Raw genomic sequence first — 16,390 nt, forward strand, 5'->3', positions numbered from 1 at the left:
GGCAGGTTGAATCAGAAATAGAGGTGACCGTATGACGATACAGTGGTTTCCAGGTCACATGACGAGAGCCCGTCGACAGATTCAGGATAAGCTGAAGCTGATCGATGTCGTGATTGAACTGTTGGATGCAAGGATTCCTTTATCCAGCAGAAACCCGATGATTGATGAAATTTTGCAAAACAAACCAAGACTCGTTCTCTTGAACAAGCACGATCTTGCGGATCCGGAAGTAACGTCGCAGTGGGTTGCTTATTTCGCAGAGCAGGGGCTGCAGGCACTGCCTGTCGATGCCGCAACAGGCAACCAAATGAAGGAAATTATGGCCCGCTGTAAGCAGCTGATGGCCGACAAAATCGAGAAGCAGCTGAGCAAAGGGGTAAATCCTCGAGCGATACGTGCGCTGATCGTCGGAATTCCGAATGTGGGTAAATCTACGTTGATCAACCGGCTGGCTAACAGAAAAATCGCTGCTACCGGGGATAAGCCAGGTGTCACCAAAGCCCAGCAATGGATTAAGGTAGGCACCGAGATGGAACTGCTCGACACGCCGGGCATTTTGTGGCCGAAATTCGAGGATCAGCAGGTAGGGATGCGGCTCGCTGCAACCGGTGCGATCAAAGAAGAGATACTGTACCCGGAAGAGGTAGCGCTGTTCGCCGTACGGTATTTGGCGAGTCATTACGGCACCTCACTGCAAGAGCGGTTTGGCATTGCCAGATTGCCGGAAGATCCCGGTGATACGGATGCTATCATTGAGGTGATGGAAGCGATCGGACGTAAGCGGGGCGCTCTGCTTAGCGGGGGCCGGGTTGACTTGGAAAAGGCATCGCTGACAATTCTGCGTGAGCTTCGAGCAGGGAAGATGGGGAGAGTAAGTCTGGAATCACCATCCGATATACCGGACCCTGCCTCTGTAACGGAGGAGCGCTAGTCGTCTAACTGACACCGAGCTTAAAAAAATCCATTGACATATGCTTATAGAGAAGCCGCCTAAACGGGCAGGCTTCTTTTGTTTTTGGAGGAGGATTCGTATCCGTTTTTGTCGAATTCTAGTATAATGGAAGAAAACTTGTCATAGAGATAAGAGAGTTCAGAGCGGGGCAGGAAGGAAGAATATGGGTATGCTGTTGGACTATGAACAGTCGTTATGGAATCAAGGCATGAATGCGGTTGCCGGGGTAGACGAGGTGGGTCGAGGCTGTTTGTTCGGCGATGTGGTGGCTGCTGCCGTCATTTTGCCGGTGGGGCTTGTACTGGAGGAAGTGAATGATTCGAAGAAGCTTAGTGAGAAAAAACGGGAACGTTTGTTTGAACAAATTCAACAGGAAGCTCTGGCCATTGGGATCGGAATTGTTGACGTCCCAACCATAGAAGCGATTAATATAAAACAAGCGTCTCGTTTGGCCATGAAGCGGGCAGTCGAACAGCTGGACCCGCAGCCGGATTTCTTATTGGTAGATGCGGAGCGCGTGGAAAGCCCCATCGGGCAGATGGCCGTTATTCATGGGGATGCGTTAAGCCAATCGATTGCAGCGGCATCCATCATTGCCAAAGTAACACGAGACCGGATGTGCAGAGAATGGGATGTACAATATCCGGAATATGGCATCGGTTTACATAAAGGCTACGCGACGAAATATCATCGTGAACGGATTGCGGAAATCGGGCCGTCGCCGCTGCATCGCAAAACGTTTCTCAAGAACATACTCGTAGAGCAGCAGCTTCTATTTTAATAGTCCCAGAAAAGGCCACTTTTATCAAGGGCCACTGAAAAACTGGTGGAGCAGACGGAGCGTTCTGTAGATGCGTTTCGTTCGATGTGCCCCTCGATTTTGACCCGCTATAAATGGGTTGGAATTGAAAAATGCGTGGGCAACAGCGGCTCGAAACAATGTCCGTACATGTAGCCGTAACTTACTCAGTGTGCTCTTCCCCAAAGCCGGTTCTTTATTTTTATAGAGCGCCTGCCGATATATAGTGTACATATATGTGTTTACGAATTTGAAGTCGGGAGGAGTTCACCCGTGAATATAAGCGGTTTGATACGGAGCTTTGTAGGGGATAGCCAGGCAGCCGAGCCGAAGAAGCTGGAGCTCAAAACCGGTGAGGTTGTCAAAGGTGTGGTGCAGCAAATACTGCCCAATGATGAGGCGATGCTTAACATCAATGGCGTCCAGGTTCGAGCCAAGCTGGAAACCCCACTGAAACAGGGGGATGTGACTCTATTTCAGGTGCAGCCGGAGACAAGCGGGGGACAGATCGTATTAAAGCCTCTGGATGCTTCCGCTGTGCAGATTGCAGACAGCTCTTTTTCAGAGCTGCTTAAAAATGTAGGCTTACCCGACACGGCAGCGAACCGCCAGCTGGTTCAAGCGCTTCATCAGGCCGGAATTCCGATGCTCAAGGAGAATGTCCAAGCCTTTGTACAGCTGCAGTCGCAAATGCCCGCCTCATTCAAGCAGGAAGATTGGCTGCCTTCCGCCATCGTTGCTTTTCAGAAGGGCGTTCCGTTAACCCCGGACAGTATAAACGCAGTCAAGCAGGTGCTGACGGGCCCTGCATTTCACGAAACGCTGCAGCAGCTGGAGGCGCAAATCAAAAATGTGCTGACGGCACCGGACAGCACCTTATCCTCTACCTCGAAAGTGGCATTGAACACATTTTTGCAAGTATTGGATTCGATGAAGGAAGCATCTGGTCAAGTGATACAGCAGCGTCCGGAAGGGACTGTGAAGCCCGCTGCGGCTTTTGAGGGATCAGAAGTGCCGACGGTCAAGCCGGCGGTAACGGAAGCCTCTGGAGGGCAAGCAGGACGTGCTGCCGGGACGACGGAGCTAGCCGCTGGAAAGTTATTGGCTGGCAGCCCAGTGGCGGCAGGTACGGTTGTTCAAGGACCGGTGCTGGATTCAGCTGCGATGAAGTCCCAGGCGGGGGCTCCTGTTATAAACTCAGGTGATGGAGATTTGGCCTCTGCGCCGAATCCGTCAGCTAATCGGGAGCAGGCGGCACCACAGACGACTGTGGGTTCCGGCGCAATGGTCAACGGGCATCAACAAAGCGCAGCACCGGCTGCTCCACGGACTGGAAATGGTTTGGCGGGAGCGGTTCAGGCCCCAAATACTGCAAACTACGTGCCTGACACTAACGGGGAAACCGTTCCTGAGTCCGTTCAACGAACCGTAAGTTCGGGACCACTTACTACAGCTTCACAGGGGACCGCTGTCCCGGCAGGTGCTTCTTTCTCGGCTATGCATGAAAATCATGGCAGCGAAGCGCTGAGGAGCATGCCAAAGAATGCAAATGACGGCATGGCAGCCTCGTCCTTCATTCACTCAGACGGTGAACAGGCAGAAGGCGAGCGTTCAGTGAGCCCCTCCCTTTTGAGAACGGCCGGGAATAATGATGAATCGTTAAAGCAAACACAAATGAATCCGGCGCCAAACGAGAATTGGATCTCGAAACTGGTAAAATCATTAGGTGTAGCGCATGAGAATCAGTTATTCAAGCTTCCGGAGCTGGCAACGGATAAGGGGCAGCTTTTAGACCGGGACAGTGATCCTCGGGCTGCTCAACTTTCTGCACAGGGAATAACAACACAAGAGCCTAACAAAGTAGCGGATACCCTAAAAAGTGCTCTGCTGCAGCTCATGCAGGCCGATGACATGCCTTCGTCCTTTAAAGATACAGCGCAGCAGGTGGTACAGCATATTACCGGACAGCAGCTGCTGTTAAATTCGGATAAATCGTCTATGTTTTCTCATATTACATTGTTTGTTCCGCTGATGAATGCGAACGGTGAGCAGACAGCGGCTATTCATATTCAATCCCGTAAGGGAAAGCGTGGCGAGCTCGATGCGCAAAATTGCCGGCTGGTCTTTGACCTTCAAATGAAAACATTGGGCGATACCATGATCGATGTACAGGTCGTGGACCGGATCGTAAGCCTGCAGGTACATAACGATCAGCCTTATATCGGGCAGCTGTTGGAGGAGCATCGGGACGATATCGCAGCAAGTCTCTCTGGAATAGGATATCAATTCATTTCTTTAAAATGTTCTCCTTATCCAGAAAAAGGACAGGACAGCTCACCGTCAACCGATCCGGGGAAGATGGATGTATCTGCTATGGCAGCGTCGCTTCAGTCGATGTACGGCAATAAACCATACAGAGGAATGGATGTTCGAGTATGAAGGAGCAAAACGGAAAACAGGCAGAACCTCCTTATCCGATAAAAAAAGCGGTCGCTCTAAAATATTCGGCGGATCAATCCAAGGCGCCTACCGTTGTAGCCAAAGGAAAAGGACAGATCGCAGAAGCGATCTTGAAAAAAGCGAAGGATAACGGGGTTGCCATTCAAGAAGATGCATCTTTGGTCGAGGTATTGTCCAAGCTGGACCTGGACCAAGAAATACCGCCGGAGCTGTACCAGCTCGTTGCCGAAATATTAAGCTTTATTTACCGTTCGGACCAACGGGCAAGAAAGAGGCCCTATGAGTGAGTCCATACTGACACGCAAGCAGCTAGGAGAGCTGGGGGAAAGGCTAGCGGCAGCGTATCTGGAGCAGAACGGATACCAAATTCATGGACGTAATTGGCGCTGCCGCACAGGAGAAATCGACATTATTGCAATGGAGGGTAAGGTGCTGGTCTTTGTTGAAGTGCGGACACGCAGCGGGAGAAGCACCTTTGGTACGCCTCAAGAGTCTGTCAATTATAAAAAACAGCTGCAGGTGATGGAAACGGCACAATGGTATATACACCGGTTTCAGCTGCAGTCTTTGCAGCCGCGTTTCGACGTTGTTTCCGTGTTGACCGACAAGGCCGGGCAGCTGGTGAAGCTGGACCATATACAGAACGCATTCTAGCGGGGAAGCCCGACAGAATGCGTTTTTTTGTCCAGACTGCGGTATTGAAGCGCTTCGGCCAGATGGGGAGCTTCCAGTGATTCGCTTCCGTCAAGATCGGCAATGGTCCTCGCGATTTTGAGGATGCGGTCGTAAGCGCGCACACTAAGGCCGAGAACCTCAAACGATTTGCGGAGCAGCGACTCCGCCTCGGAGTGAAGTCTGCAGTGAGCGCGGAGAAGCTTACCCTGCAGCTCTCCGTTAAAGGTAATTCCCGTTGTGCGGTAGCGATCCAGTTGGATCTTTCGAGCGCGATCCACCTGTTCCTTCATCTCCGCTGAGGAGAGTTGGGGCTCCGCTTCGAGAATTTGACCGTAGTCCATGCGTGGAACCTCGACTTGCAGATCGATGCGATCGAGCAGCGGGCCGGAAATTTTGGAGCGGTAGTGCTCAATTTTGAGCGGGCTGCACGTGCATGGATGGGTATGAGTTTCGGCACCGAAATAGCCGCACGGACAGGGGTTCATTGACGCAGCAAGTATAAAATGAGCCGGAAACCGGTACACTGCGCGTGCGCGGCCGATCGTGACTTGCCGATCCTCCAAAGGCTGCCGCATCACTTCAAGCACCGCTCGAGAAAATTCAGGAAGCTCGTCCAGAAACAAAACCCCGCGGTGTGCGAGACTGATCTCGCCAGGCTTCGGTGTCGATCCACCGCCGACAAGACCCGCGGAGGAGATGGTGTGGTGCGGCATCCGGAACGGACGCTCCCGTATGAGCCGGCTGCGATCGGCAAATTTTCCAGAAGCGCTGTAAACCTTGGTCACGTCGAGAGATTCCTGCTCGGACATGACGGGAAGAATCGTCGGCAGTCGCTTGACGAGCATGGTTTTGCCTGTGCCTGGAGGTCCAAGCAGCAGAATGTTATGCATGCCAGCGGCACAAATCATCAATGCTCTCTTGGCGTGGAGCTGACCATACACATCACTGTAATCTTCAGACGGCGTCCCGGCAGGGGATGAAGGATCAGGCAGTAGAGGCTGTTGATAATTAATGCTATTAAATAAATTGGCTGTCCCGTCTTTCATTTCCTGAATATGAGCGAGGGAGCCTACCTCAATGCTGTCAATAAGCGCGGCTTCTGCGGCATTAAGTTGGGGAACGATGACCCGCTTGATGCCTTTTTCTTTAGCGGTAGCCATCATGGAGAGAACGCCCGGAATCGGACGTAAAGAGCCGTCCAGCGCCAGCTCGCCCAGAACCAGGGTCTGCTCTGCATCGGGAAGAGGAATTTGACCGCTTGTAGCGAGGATGCCAAGAGCAATGGCTAAATCAAAGGCGGAGCCTTCTTTGCGGATATCGGCCGGAGCCAAGTTAATCGTAATTCGCTGCAAAGGGAAGGTGAAGCCGCAATTTTTAATGGCTGCACGCACCCGCTCCATCGATTCTTTAATCGCACTGTCCGGCAATCCGACGATATTCATCTGCGGCAGCCCATTGCTTAGGTCGACTTCGACTTCCACCAGTCTTCCTTCCACGCCGTGCAAGCAAGCACTTATCACTTTACCGTACATAAAAAAAGCACCTTCTCCCTTGGAATCATTCATCTTCCATGGCAAAAGGTGCTTCCTTATTGGCCGAATTGTGTTGTATTTGTGATCATTGTAACGGTTGAGCAGCAAAATCGCAAGCGGTAAAAACCGAGCTGTTTTTTCAAAGGAAAAGCTTGTGAGCGGATAGAAAAGAATGTTTAACTATGAGAAAACTGGATATACCAAGTAATGAGGTGATGAAAATGCAGGAAAAACCATATTTCTGTCCCAACTGTCGTTCCAATCGCGTCAAATTCAGTGTGATTTCCAGCTTTAATCAACGTTTTATGAAGGATGCCATTACGGGAATTGTCCAGGAAGTGACAGAGCCCCAGCAAATTCAGGACAGTGAGCCGATGATTCAATGTCAGGTATGCAGCTTTACGAGCAATGAAATGCGGTTTATTAAACAGGCGGAGCGGGAACCCAGACCGATGACCCCTACCAATCCGACTTATATGTAGCCAAGCTCCAATCCTTGTCAGTGCGTGTTTTCGGTAAAAAGAAAGCACGCTTTTTTGTGTTGCTTTTCATTTCCGTGGGAATGATATTATACGGGAAATTTTTCAGCGGCATAAAAAACTTTAATTGAAAAATGAAAGGTTTACATGAAAATTTAAGGAAACTGTCGAAAAAAAGTGGTACAATAGTGAATGTTTGCTGCGACACCTGCAGTAAACGGGTTTTGTGAATGCATCATAGCGAAAAGATTTTCGTTTGATGCGGGACTTTGCCGGCCTCACGCCGCAGTTCTGATTCATATAGAAAGCTATTACTGATAGGAGGATTTTGCTAAATGAATATCCATGAGTACCAAGGCAAAGAAGTGCTGAAACAGTATGGTGTTGCCGTGCCAGAAGGAAAAGTCGCTTTCACCGTGGATGAAGCCGTAGAAGCTGCCAAGCAGCTGGGTACTTCCGTAGTCGTAGTTAAAGCGCAAATTCATGCGGGTGGCCGTGGTAAAGCCGGCGGAGTCAAAGTTGCGAAAAACTTGGACGAAGTTCGTACATACGCCGAGCAAATTTTGGGCAAGGTGCTGGTTACACACCAAACCGGTCCAGAAGGTAAAGAAGTAAAGCGTCTGCTGATCGAGCAAGGCTGCGATATTAAGAAAGAGTACTATGTTGGTGTCGTTGTTGACCGCGGAACAGGTCGCGTAGTCATGATGGCTTCCGAAGAGGGCGGTACGGAGATTGAGGAAGTAGCAGCTCATACGCCTGAGAAAATTTTCAAAGAAGTAATCGATCCTGCTATCGGTTTGCAAGCATTCCAAGCCCGCAAATTGGCGTACGCGATCAACATTCCTGCAGAACTCGTAAACAAAGCAGTGAAATTCATGATCGCTCTGTATACTGCATTCGTAGACAAGGATTGCTCTATTGCTGAAATCAACCCATTGGTTGTAACTGGCGATGGCAATGTTATGGCTTTGGATGCGAAGCTGAACTTCGATTCCAACGCTTTGTACCGTCACAAAGACATTCAAGAGCTTCGTGACCTTGAAGAAGAAGACGAGAAGGAAATCCAAGCTTCCAAGTTTGACCTGAGCTACATCGCGCTGGATGGCAACATCGGCTGCATGGTTAATGGTGCCGGTCTTGCTATGGCGACAATGGATATTATCAAATACTACGGCGGCGACCCTGCGAACTTCCTTGATGTAGGGGGCGGTGCTACAAAAGAAAAAGTAACCGAGGCATTCAAAATCATCCTTTCCGACGAAGCGGTAAAAGGGATTTTCGTAAATATCTTCGGCGGTATCATGAAGTGTGACGTTATTGCCGACGGCGTTGTTGCAGCGGCTAAAGAGCTTGGTTTGACACGTCCGCTTGTTGTTCGCCTGGAAGGAACCAACGTAGAGCTAGGTAAGAAAATCCTGAACGAATCCGGTCTGAACATCGTTGCGGCTGACTCCATGGCTGACGGTGCTCAAAAAATCGTAGCTCTTGTGAAGTAAGATCGTTCTCCGAACTGACCGTGTGTTCTTCTTCAAATAATTCAAGGGATGTGAACTATACAAATGAGTATTTTGATTAATAAAGATACAAAAGTAATTACACAAGGGATTACCGGTTCCGTAGGTATGTTCCACACGAAGGGCGGACTGGACTACGGTACGCAAATGGTCGGTGGCGTAACTCCGGGTAAAGGCGGAACGAACATCGACATTACGTTGGAGAACGGCTCTACGGTTTCCCTGCCTGTATTCAATACAGTGCTTGAAGCAAAAAACGCTACGGGTGCTACGGTTTCCGTCATTTATGTTCCACCGGCTTTCGCAGCTGACGCGATTATGGAAGCTGTTGATGCGGAATTGGACTTGACTATTTGTATTACTGAAGGTATTCCTGTATTGGACATGGTGAAAGTTGCCCGTTACATGGAAGGCAAAAAAACCCGTTTGATCGGACCGAACTGCCCGGGCGTAATCACTCCAGGCGAATGCAAAATCGGTATCATGCCAGGATACATCCACACTCCAGGTCACGTTGGCGTTGTTTCCCGTAGTGGAACATTGACTTACGAAGCGGTTCATCAATTGACGACTCGCAACATCGGTCAATCTTCTGCAGTCGGGATCGGTGGCGACCCTGTAAAAGGTTCCGAGTTCATTGACATTCTGAAATTGTTCAATGAAGATCCAGAAACTTATGCAGTTATCATGATTGGTGAGATCGGTGGTACAGCGGAAGAAGAAGCGGCAGAGTGGATCGCAGCCAATATGAAAAAACCGGTTGTAGGCTTCATCGGCGGACAAACGGCGCCTCCAGGGAAACGTATGGGTCATGCCGGCGCTATTATTTCCGGTGGTAAAGGTACAGCTGCTGAGAAAGTAGCGACAATGGAACGTTGCGGTATTAAAGTAGCTCCTACACCTTCCGAAATGGGTTCCACTTTGGTAAGCGTGTTGGAAGAAAAAGGCCTGTTGGACAAATGCATCACAAAAAAATAAGTTTTTACGGATGAACCCGTTCATCCTTAAGCAAGGCAAGCAGCCTTCTATTCCCGGTTAGGGAATGGAAGGCTTTTCTATTTTTCAAGAGCTGGCAGGACAAAAGTTGTTCTCAATGAAGGAGTGATATATACTATATGGACAATAGAACGATTCTCATCGCGCTGCATCACTTGGAGGGGATAGGATGGAAGACGATAGACCGTATCGTGAAAACCTTCCCGGAGCTAACCGATATCCTTTCCTTGGATACATCCGACTGGCTAGAGCTTGGTATATCGTCTGCAAGGTCAGAAGCTTTAGCAGGCAGACTGCGAGCATTCACTGAAATACAAGCCAAGGCTTTACTCGAGCCTTATGCCCTTAAAAATATCGGGATGATGACGGTATTTGATGACAACTACCCAGAGCTTTTAAAGCAGACGTCCCAACCGCCGTGGGTATTGTATACTCGGGGGAATCCGGAGCTCTTGAGCAGGCCGTGCATAGCTGTTGTTGGCACAAGAACTCCCACGGCTTATGGACGGCAATCAGCGGAACAGCTTTCCGCCTCACTGTCTTCAGCGAGCGTTTGTATCGTGAGTGGTTTGGCCAGAGGTATTGACAGTGCTGCGCATGAAGGTGCGATAAAACATCCAGGCGGTACGATTGCCGTATTAGGCTGCAGTATAGACCAAGTGTATCCTCCGGAAAATAAATATTTATACGGGCGCCTGATCCAGGAAGCGCTTGTCATAAGCGAATACCCGATGGGAACCAGATCCCATCCGGGGCTGTTTCCCCAAAGAAACCGGATCATTGCAGGATTAAGCTTGGGCGTGCTGGTCATTGAAGCTGCATTGAAAAGCGGGTCGTTAATTACAGCTGACCAGGCTCTTGAGGAATCCCGCGATATTTACGCTTTGCCGGGTCCCATTAATTCACCGAAGAGTCAGGGGGCACTTGGATTAATTAAGCAGGGAGCGAAGCTGATTACTTGTGCGGAGGATATATTAGATGAATATCCGCATCTGAGGGCGATTCGAGCTCACCTCGCGGCAGGTGTTGGGCACCAGTCCCAAGCCATTCCGCTTTCATCCGAAGAGGAGCAAATCGTTCATTTATTGCAGGATGGAGCGCTGACGATCGATGAGCTGTTAGCCAGAAGTCAATTTACCTTTGGACATTTGCACGCAGTTCTGTTAAATTTACTAATGATTAAACGTGTGGAACAATTACCAGGTTCTGTGTATGTTCTCTGTTGATTGAATACATATCACATAATTGAGGGGGGAAGGACGCCTATGGCAGATTCACTAGTCATCGTGGAGTCACCCGCAAAAGCCAAAACAATCGGCAAATATTTAGGCAGCAAGTTTATCGTCAAAGCATCGATGGGCCATATTCGTGATCTTCCGAAGAGTCAAATCGGTGTTGAAATAAAGAAAAATTTTGAACCCAAATATATTACTATCCGCGGAAAAGGCTCTGTACTGAAAGAACTGAAGGATGCGCGCAAAAAAGTGAAAAAAGTTTATCTGGCGGCTGACCCGGATCGCGAAGGGGAAGCAATCGCTTGGCATTTGGCGCATTATTTGGAGCTGGAGGAAACGGAAGCGTGCCGGGTCGTATTTAATGAGATCACCAAGCAGGCGGTGAAGGATGCTTTTAAAACCCCACGCAAAATCAATTTGGATCTCGTAAATGCGCAGCAGGCCCGCCGTATACTGGATCGGTTGGTTGGTTACAAGATCAGTCCGCTGCTTTGGAAAAAAGTAAAAAAGGGCCTGTCTGCCGGCCGAGTACAATCGGTAGCGGTGAAATTGATCTACGATCGGGAAAACGAGATCAAAGCCTTCGTCCCTGAAGAATATTGGTCAATAACTGCCAAGCTGCTGGCAGGCAAAACCGAATTCGAGGCGAAATTCCACAGTGTCAACGGAGAGAAGAAAGAGCTTGGAAACGAGCAGGAAGTGAATGAAATCCTGTCAGGGATTGAGAAGGCGAGCTATACGGTCCAAGAGGTCAAAGAAAAGGAACGTCAGCGTAACCCGTCTCCTCCCTTCATTACTAGCTCCCTGCAGCAGGAAGCTGCCCGGAAGCTTAATTTTCGCGCCTCCAAGACGATGTCAGTAGCGCAGCAATTGTACGAGGGTATCGATATCGGAAGCGAAGGAACGGTCGGCTTAATTACTTATATGCGTACCGATTCGACGCGTATTTCTCCTGTTGCTCAAGAAGAAGCGAAGGAGTTTATATTGCAGAAGTACGGTGAAGCCTACTATCCCGAAACACCAAGGATGTATATTAAAAAAGCGGCGAACGCTCAAGATGCGCATGAAGCGATCCGACCGAGCTCGGTTCTGCGGGAGCCTGATCAATTGAAAGAGCATCTAAGTCGCGATCAGCTTCGCTTGTACAAACTAATATGGGAGCGTTTTGTCGCAAGTCAAATGTCTTCCGCTATTTTGGACACCATGACCGTTGACATTACGGCAGGTGCTGCGATTTTCCGGGCTGTAGGCTCCAAAATGAAGTTTCCCGGCTTTATGAAGGTGTATGTCGAAGGAAACGATGATGGAACGACTGAGGAAGAAAAACTATTGCCGCCACTGAAGCAAGGGGATACGGTGCAGAAGAAGAGCATCGATCCGAAGCAGCATTTTACCCAACCGCCACCGCGATTTACTGAAGCCCGTTTGGTCAAAGCGTTGGAGGAGATGGGCATTGGCCGACCGAGTACGTACGCGCCAACGCTGGAAACGATTCAGCGCAGAGGTTATGTAGCCATTGAAGAGAAGAAATTCGTCCCGACTGAGCTTGGCGAGCTTGTCATTCAGCAAATGATCGAGTTTTTCCCGGAAATCCTGGATGTAGAATTTACAGCCCAGATGGAAGAAGAGCTTGACCATGTGGAGGAAGGCAAAGAGGATTGGGTCAAAGTGCTGGATACGTTCTACCAATCGTTCGAGAAGCGCCTTGAGGTTGCGGAAGAAGAGATGGAAAAGATCGAAATTCAGGACGAGGTTTCGGATGAAATTTGCGAAAAATGCGGACGCCATCTTGTTTATAAAATGGGTCGGTTCGGCAAGTTTCTGGCCTGCTCCGGCTTCCCGGATTGTCGCAATACAAAGCCTATCGTCAAAGACATCGGCGTCACCTGCCCAAGCTGTAAAGAAGGGAAAATCATTGAGCGCAGAAGCAAAAAAGGACGTGTATTTTACGGTTGTGACCGTTACCCTGAATGTGAATTCGTTTCTTGGGATAAGCCAGTGGCGCAGCCTTGTCCGAAATGCGGTTCCATGCTGATAGAGAAGCGGAACAAGAATGGCGAGTTCCATCAGTGTGTACATTGCGACTATAAAGAAGAAGTACAAGAGAAGGAGTAGGCCGGACGGTTTTTTTTCCTTCATTAATATATACCCGTTTCAGGAGGCTAACTATCTTGTCACAGACAGATCCAACACCTAAAGTTACTGTAATCGGGGCAGGCTTGGCCGGCAGTGAAGCCGCATGGCAAATTGCCAGCCAAGGCGTCCCCGTCGTTCTATATGAAATGAGACCGGTACGCAAGACGCCGGCCCACATCTCCGACCAGTTTGCTGAGCTTGTGTGCAGCAACTCGCTTCGCGCTAACGGATTGACTAACGCTGTTGGCGTATTGAAGGAAGAGATGCGAATTCTTAACTCGCTCATTCTCCGGTGTGCAGACAAGCATGCAGTTCCTGCTGGCGGTGCGCTCGCTGTGGATCGCGAAGGCTTTTCGGCGGAAGTGACCACGATGCTTCGCAGCCACCCTCTGATTGAGGTGCGCAATGAAGAACTGGAGACGCTGCCCGAAGGGATTACTGTTGTTGCAACAGGCCCGCTAACATCGCCCGGTTTATCCGCTCATTTGAAGGAACTGATGGGCGAAGAATACTTGTATTTCTACGACGCCGCGGCGCCTATCGTAGAGAAAGATTCTATCGATATGAGCAAGGTATACTTAGCTTCCCGTTATGACAAGGGAGAAGCGGCCTACTTAAACTGCCCGATGACGGAGGAAGAATTCAATACGTTCTATGATGCTTTGATTTCTGCGGAAGTTGCGCCAATGAAGGAATTCGAAAAAGAAATCTATTTCGAAGGCTGCATGCCAATCGAGGTTATGGCCAAGAGAGGCAAGCAAACGGCGTTGTACGGACCGATGAAGCCGGTGGGACTTATGAATCCTCATACGAACGAGCTGCCATATGCGGTCGTTCAGCTTCGTCAGGATAACGCAGCAGGGACACTGTATAATCTGGTAGGCTTTCAAACCCATTTGAAGTGGGGAGAACAGAAGCGGGTATTCTCCTTGATTCCTGGTCTGGAGAATGCAGAATTCGTTCGCTACGGTGTCATGCACCGCAACACTTTTATCAATTCGCCGAAGCTGTTAAAGCCTACTTATCAATTCGTGAACCGGGACAACTTGTTTTTTGCAGGTCAAATGACAGGCGTGGAAGGGTATGTGGAATCCGCAGCTTCGGGTCTTATTGCCGGTATGAATGCAGCGCGCTACGCATTGGGCCAAGAATGCCTCATTTTACCACAGGATACGACATTGGGCAGCATGGCTCATTATATAACAACGGCTGACTTTAAACATTTTCAACCTATGAACGCGAACTTCGGGCTTTTGCCGCCGCTGGATGAGAAAGTGAAAGTGAAAAAAACGCGCTATGAAAAGATAGCATTGCGCGCAATTGAGAAAATTCAGAATTTTTCTAAAAACGAATACAATTTCACTTGTAAGTAAAACCTTTACTGTGATACTATTATCTTGTTTTATGATTATGTTCTGAGTAAAACAGGAACTGTAGCATACTTCATAATACAAATTTTACAGCTATGAAGTTAATCAATTTGATAAGCTTGCTAATTCAATGAACCTTGCATCGCGGCTGCTTCTCCTGTGCAACCTCGATCGGGGTTTTTCTATTGCATATCATTGCGTATAGCTGGAGTCTAATTTCTTTGGAGGGATGCTTTGTATGGAACAAACCTTTCATGCTACAACGATTTTTGCTATTCGCCACCAAGGAAAAGGCGCTATTGCAGGAGATGGACAGGTTACTTTTGGCAACAGTATGGTAATGAAGAACACGGCTAAGAAAGTTAGGCGTCTTTATCGAGGGAAGGTCGTGGCAGGCTTTGCTGGCTCTGTAGCCGATGCCATTACCTTGTTCGAGAAATTCGAAGCGAAGCTCGAAGAACATCAAGGCAATTTACAGCGCTCTGCTGTGGAGCTGGCCAAGGAATGGCGGTCGGACCGGGTGCTGCGCAGGCTGGAAGCCATGATGATCGTTATGGACGCCAACGGATTGCTGTTGATCTCCGGAAACGGGGAAATTATTGAACCCGACGATGGCATCCTGGCGATCGGCTCGGGAGGCAATTTTGCACTTTCGGCCGGGAGAGCACTTCATCGATACGCTCCGCATATGAGCGCCAAAGAAATTGCCCAGGCGGCTTTAACTATGGCAGCAGAGATTTGTGTATTTACGAATCACAATATCATTGTTGAAGAAATCGAGTAGATGACGAGGAGGTTCTCATTTGAAACATATCTCGCTAACCCCTAAGGAAATCGTAAATCAACTGGATAAATATATTGTCGGACAAAAAAAAGCGAAGAAATCGGTAGCCGTTGCACTGCGCAACCGTTACAGAAGAAGCTTGCTCGATGAAGCGATTCGTGATGAGATTGTCCCGAAAAATATATTGATGATTGGCCCTACCGGTGTGGGTAAGACTGAAATTGCCCGCAGGCTGGCCAAACTCGTCAACGCCCCGTTCGTGAAGGTGGAAGCGACAAAATTCACGGAGGTCGGTTATGTAGGCCGTGATGTGGAATCAATGGTGCGCGACCTGGTCGAAACGTCTATCCGTATGGTAAAGACGGAGCGCACGGAGAAGCTGAAGGATAAAGCGGAACAAATGGCGAATGAGCGGATTGTTGCCATTTTGGTACCAAATCCGGCCAAACAAAAAAATCAGCGCAACCCGCTTGAAATGCTGTTCGGTAATCAGAATGCAAACGAGCCTCAGGAGCAAGAAGCGGATCCGCATATTGCAACACGACGTCAAGAGATGAGAGTGAAGCTGGAAAAAGGCGATCTTGAGCAGCAAGTGATCGAAATCGATGTTGAGGATCATTCGCCTAACATGCTTGATATGCTGTCGGGTCAAGGCAACGAGCAGGCTGGCATGAATATGCAGGAGCTGTTTGGAAGCATCATGCCGAAGAAGCTGAAGAAACGGAAGCTGGCGATCAAGGAAGCGCGTAAAGTGCTTTCCCAGGAAGAAGCGCAAAAGCTGCTGGATATGGATGAAGTGATTCAAGAAGCGGTCATGCGTGCAGAGCAGCTTGGAATTATTTTCATTGACGAGATTGATAAAATTTGCAGCTCCGGCAGAGGCAGCGGGCCGGATGTTTCGAGAGAAGGCGTACAGCGGGATATTTTGCCAGTGGTCGAAGGCTCTACGATCATGACCAAGTATGGTCCGGTTCAAACCGATTATATCTTGTTCATAGCGGCTGGGGCGTTCCATATCGCCAAGCCTTCCGACCTAATTCCCGAGCTTCAAGGCCGTTTTCCCATTCGTGTAGAGCTAAGCAGCTTAACGCAAGAGGACTTTATGCTCATTTTGAAAGAGCCGAAGCATGCTTTAACCAAACAGTATACGGCACTGCTTGAAACGGAAGGGATTCAAGTTGAATTCTCAGACGCTGCAATCGGGGAGATTGCTAAAATCGCCGCGGAAGTGAATCAAAATACGGATAATATCGGTGCGCGGCGGCTGCATACGATACTGGAAAAGCTGCTGGAGGATTTATCGTTTGAAGCGCCTGAAATTACATTGGAGCAAATTGTCATTACGCCCGAATATGTTCGCGAGAAGCTTTCGGACATAGTGCAGAACCGTGACTTGAGCCAGTATATATTGTAGGCTGTAGTGAATATAAACCGTTGGTCGCACTGGGAGGCAGTAAC

Annotated in this window: 13 protein-coding genes and 1 pseudogene; 13 read left to right on the forward strand and 1 reads right to left on the reverse strand. The window is 49.2% G+C overall.

All coding sequences use genetic code 11. The annotated features are described in order from the left end of the window. Positions 1 to 31 precede the first annotated feature (31 nt). The 5 genes and pseudogenes from ylqF (at position 32) to CF651_RS19300 (ending at position 4,865) form a co-directional block, all read left to right on the forward strand. Positions 32 to 931: a ribosome biogenesis GTPase YlqF gene (gene ylqF / locus CF651_RS19280; RefSeq protein ID WP_094016503.1), complete on the forward strand. Its 900-nt coding sequence runs from the start codon at positions 32 to 34 to the stop codon at positions 929 to 931. Between the two features lie 181 nt (positions 932 to 1,112). Further along, positions 1,113 to 1,733 (forward strand): annotated as a pseudogene (locus CF651_RS19285) (ribonuclease HII); the annotation flags it as partial. A gap of 291 nt (positions 1,734 to 2,024) precedes the next feature. Next, the gene (locus tag CF651_RS19290; RefSeq protein WP_094016505.1) at positions 2,025 to 4,190 is read left to right on the forward strand and encodes a hypothetical protein; all 2,166 of its coding nucleotides are present in this window, start codon (positions 2,025 to 2,027) and stop codon (positions 4,188 to 4,190) included. Next, the gene (locus tag CF651_RS19295; protein WP_094016506.1) at positions 4,187 to 4,498 is read left to right on the forward strand and encodes an EscU/YscU/HrcU family type III secretion system export apparatus switch protein; all 312 of its coding nucleotides are present in this window, start codon (positions 4,187 to 4,189) and stop codon (positions 4,496 to 4,498) included. Before CF651_RS19290 ends, CF651_RS19295 begins: the two co-directional genes overlap by 4 nt. After that, complete coding sequence (locus CF651_RS19300) at positions 4,491 to 4,865, forward strand: YraN family protein (RefSeq protein WP_094016507.1); 375 nt, start codon at positions 4,491 to 4,493, stop codon at positions 4,863 to 4,865. The genes CF651_RS19295 and CF651_RS19300 overlap by 8 nt, the downstream gene beginning before the upstream one ends. Here the strand turns inward: CF651_RS19300 and CF651_RS19305 are convergent. Beyond that, complete coding sequence (locus CF651_RS19305) at positions 4,862 to 6,418, reverse strand: YifB family Mg chelatase-like AAA ATPase (protein WP_094016616.1); 1,557 nt, start codon at positions 6,416 to 6,418, stop codon at positions 4,862 to 4,864. The genes CF651_RS19300 and CF651_RS19305 overlap by 4 nt on opposite strands. Before the next feature lie 221 nt (positions 6,419 to 6,639). On the opposite strand from CF651_RS19305, the gene CF651_RS19310 reads away from it, so the two are divergent. The 8 genes from CF651_RS19310 to hslU all read left to right on the forward strand — a co-directional run bounded on the left by CF651_RS19310 (position 6,640) and on the right by hslU (position 16,346). Beyond that, a complete protein-coding gene (locus tag CF651_RS19310) occupies positions 6,640 to 6,900 on the forward strand; it encodes a hypothetical protein (RefSeq protein WP_094016508.1) in 261 nt (86 codons plus the stop codon). Positions 6,901 to 7,232: 332 nt separating this feature from the next. Next, a complete protein-coding gene (gene sucC / locus CF651_RS19315) occupies positions 7,233 to 8,393 on the forward strand; it encodes an ADP-forming succinate--CoA ligase subunit beta (protein ID WP_094016509.1) in 1,161 nt (386 codons plus the stop codon). A gap of 63 nt (positions 8,394 to 8,456) precedes the next feature. Beyond that, positions 8,457 to 9,389: a succinate--CoA ligase subunit alpha gene (gene sucD / locus CF651_RS19320; protein ID WP_094016510.1), complete on the forward strand. Its 933-nt coding sequence runs from the start codon at positions 8,457 to 8,459 to the stop codon at positions 9,387 to 9,389. Positions 9,390 to 9,526: 137 nt separating this feature from the next. After that, a complete protein-coding gene (gene dprA, locus CF651_RS19325) occupies positions 9,527 to 10,633 on the forward strand; it encodes a DNA-processing protein DprA (RefSeq protein ID WP_094016511.1) in 1,107 nt (368 codons plus the stop codon). A gap of 39 nt (positions 10,634 to 10,672) precedes the next feature. Beyond that, positions 10,673 to 12,757 (forward strand): type I DNA topoisomerase, encoded by a 2,085-nt coding sequence (topA, locus tag CF651_RS19330; protein WP_094016512.1) that lies wholly within the window; start codon positions 10,673 to 10,675, stop codon positions 12,755 to 12,757. 56 nt (positions 12,758 to 12,813) lie between these two features. Then, complete coding sequence (gene trmFO / locus CF651_RS19335; RefSeq protein WP_094016513.1) at positions 12,814 to 14,151, forward strand: FADH(2)-oxidizing methylenetetrahydrofolate--tRNA-(uracil(54)-C(5))-methyltransferase TrmFO; 1,338 nt, start codon at positions 12,814 to 12,816, stop codon at positions 14,149 to 14,151. 235 nt (positions 14,152 to 14,386) lie between these two features. Next, the gene (gene hslV / locus CF651_RS19340) at positions 14,387 to 14,932 is read left to right on the forward strand and encodes an ATP-dependent protease subunit HslV (protein WP_094016514.1); all 546 of its coding nucleotides are present in this window, start codon (positions 14,387 to 14,389) and stop codon (positions 14,930 to 14,932) included. 19 nt (positions 14,933 to 14,951) lie between these two features. Beyond that, positions 14,952 to 16,346 (forward strand): ATP-dependent protease ATPase subunit HslU, encoded by a 1,395-nt coding sequence (gene hslU, locus CF651_RS19345; protein ID WP_094016515.1) that lies wholly within the window; start codon positions 14,952 to 14,954, stop codon positions 16,344 to 16,346. The last annotated feature ends 44 nt before the right edge of the window (positions 16,347 to 16,390 follow it).

It is taken from the genome of Paenibacillus rigui (genome assembly GCF_002234615.1).
Lineage (GTDB): Bacteria > Bacillota > Bacilli > Paenibacillales > NBRC-103111 > Paenibacillus_S > Paenibacillus_S rigui.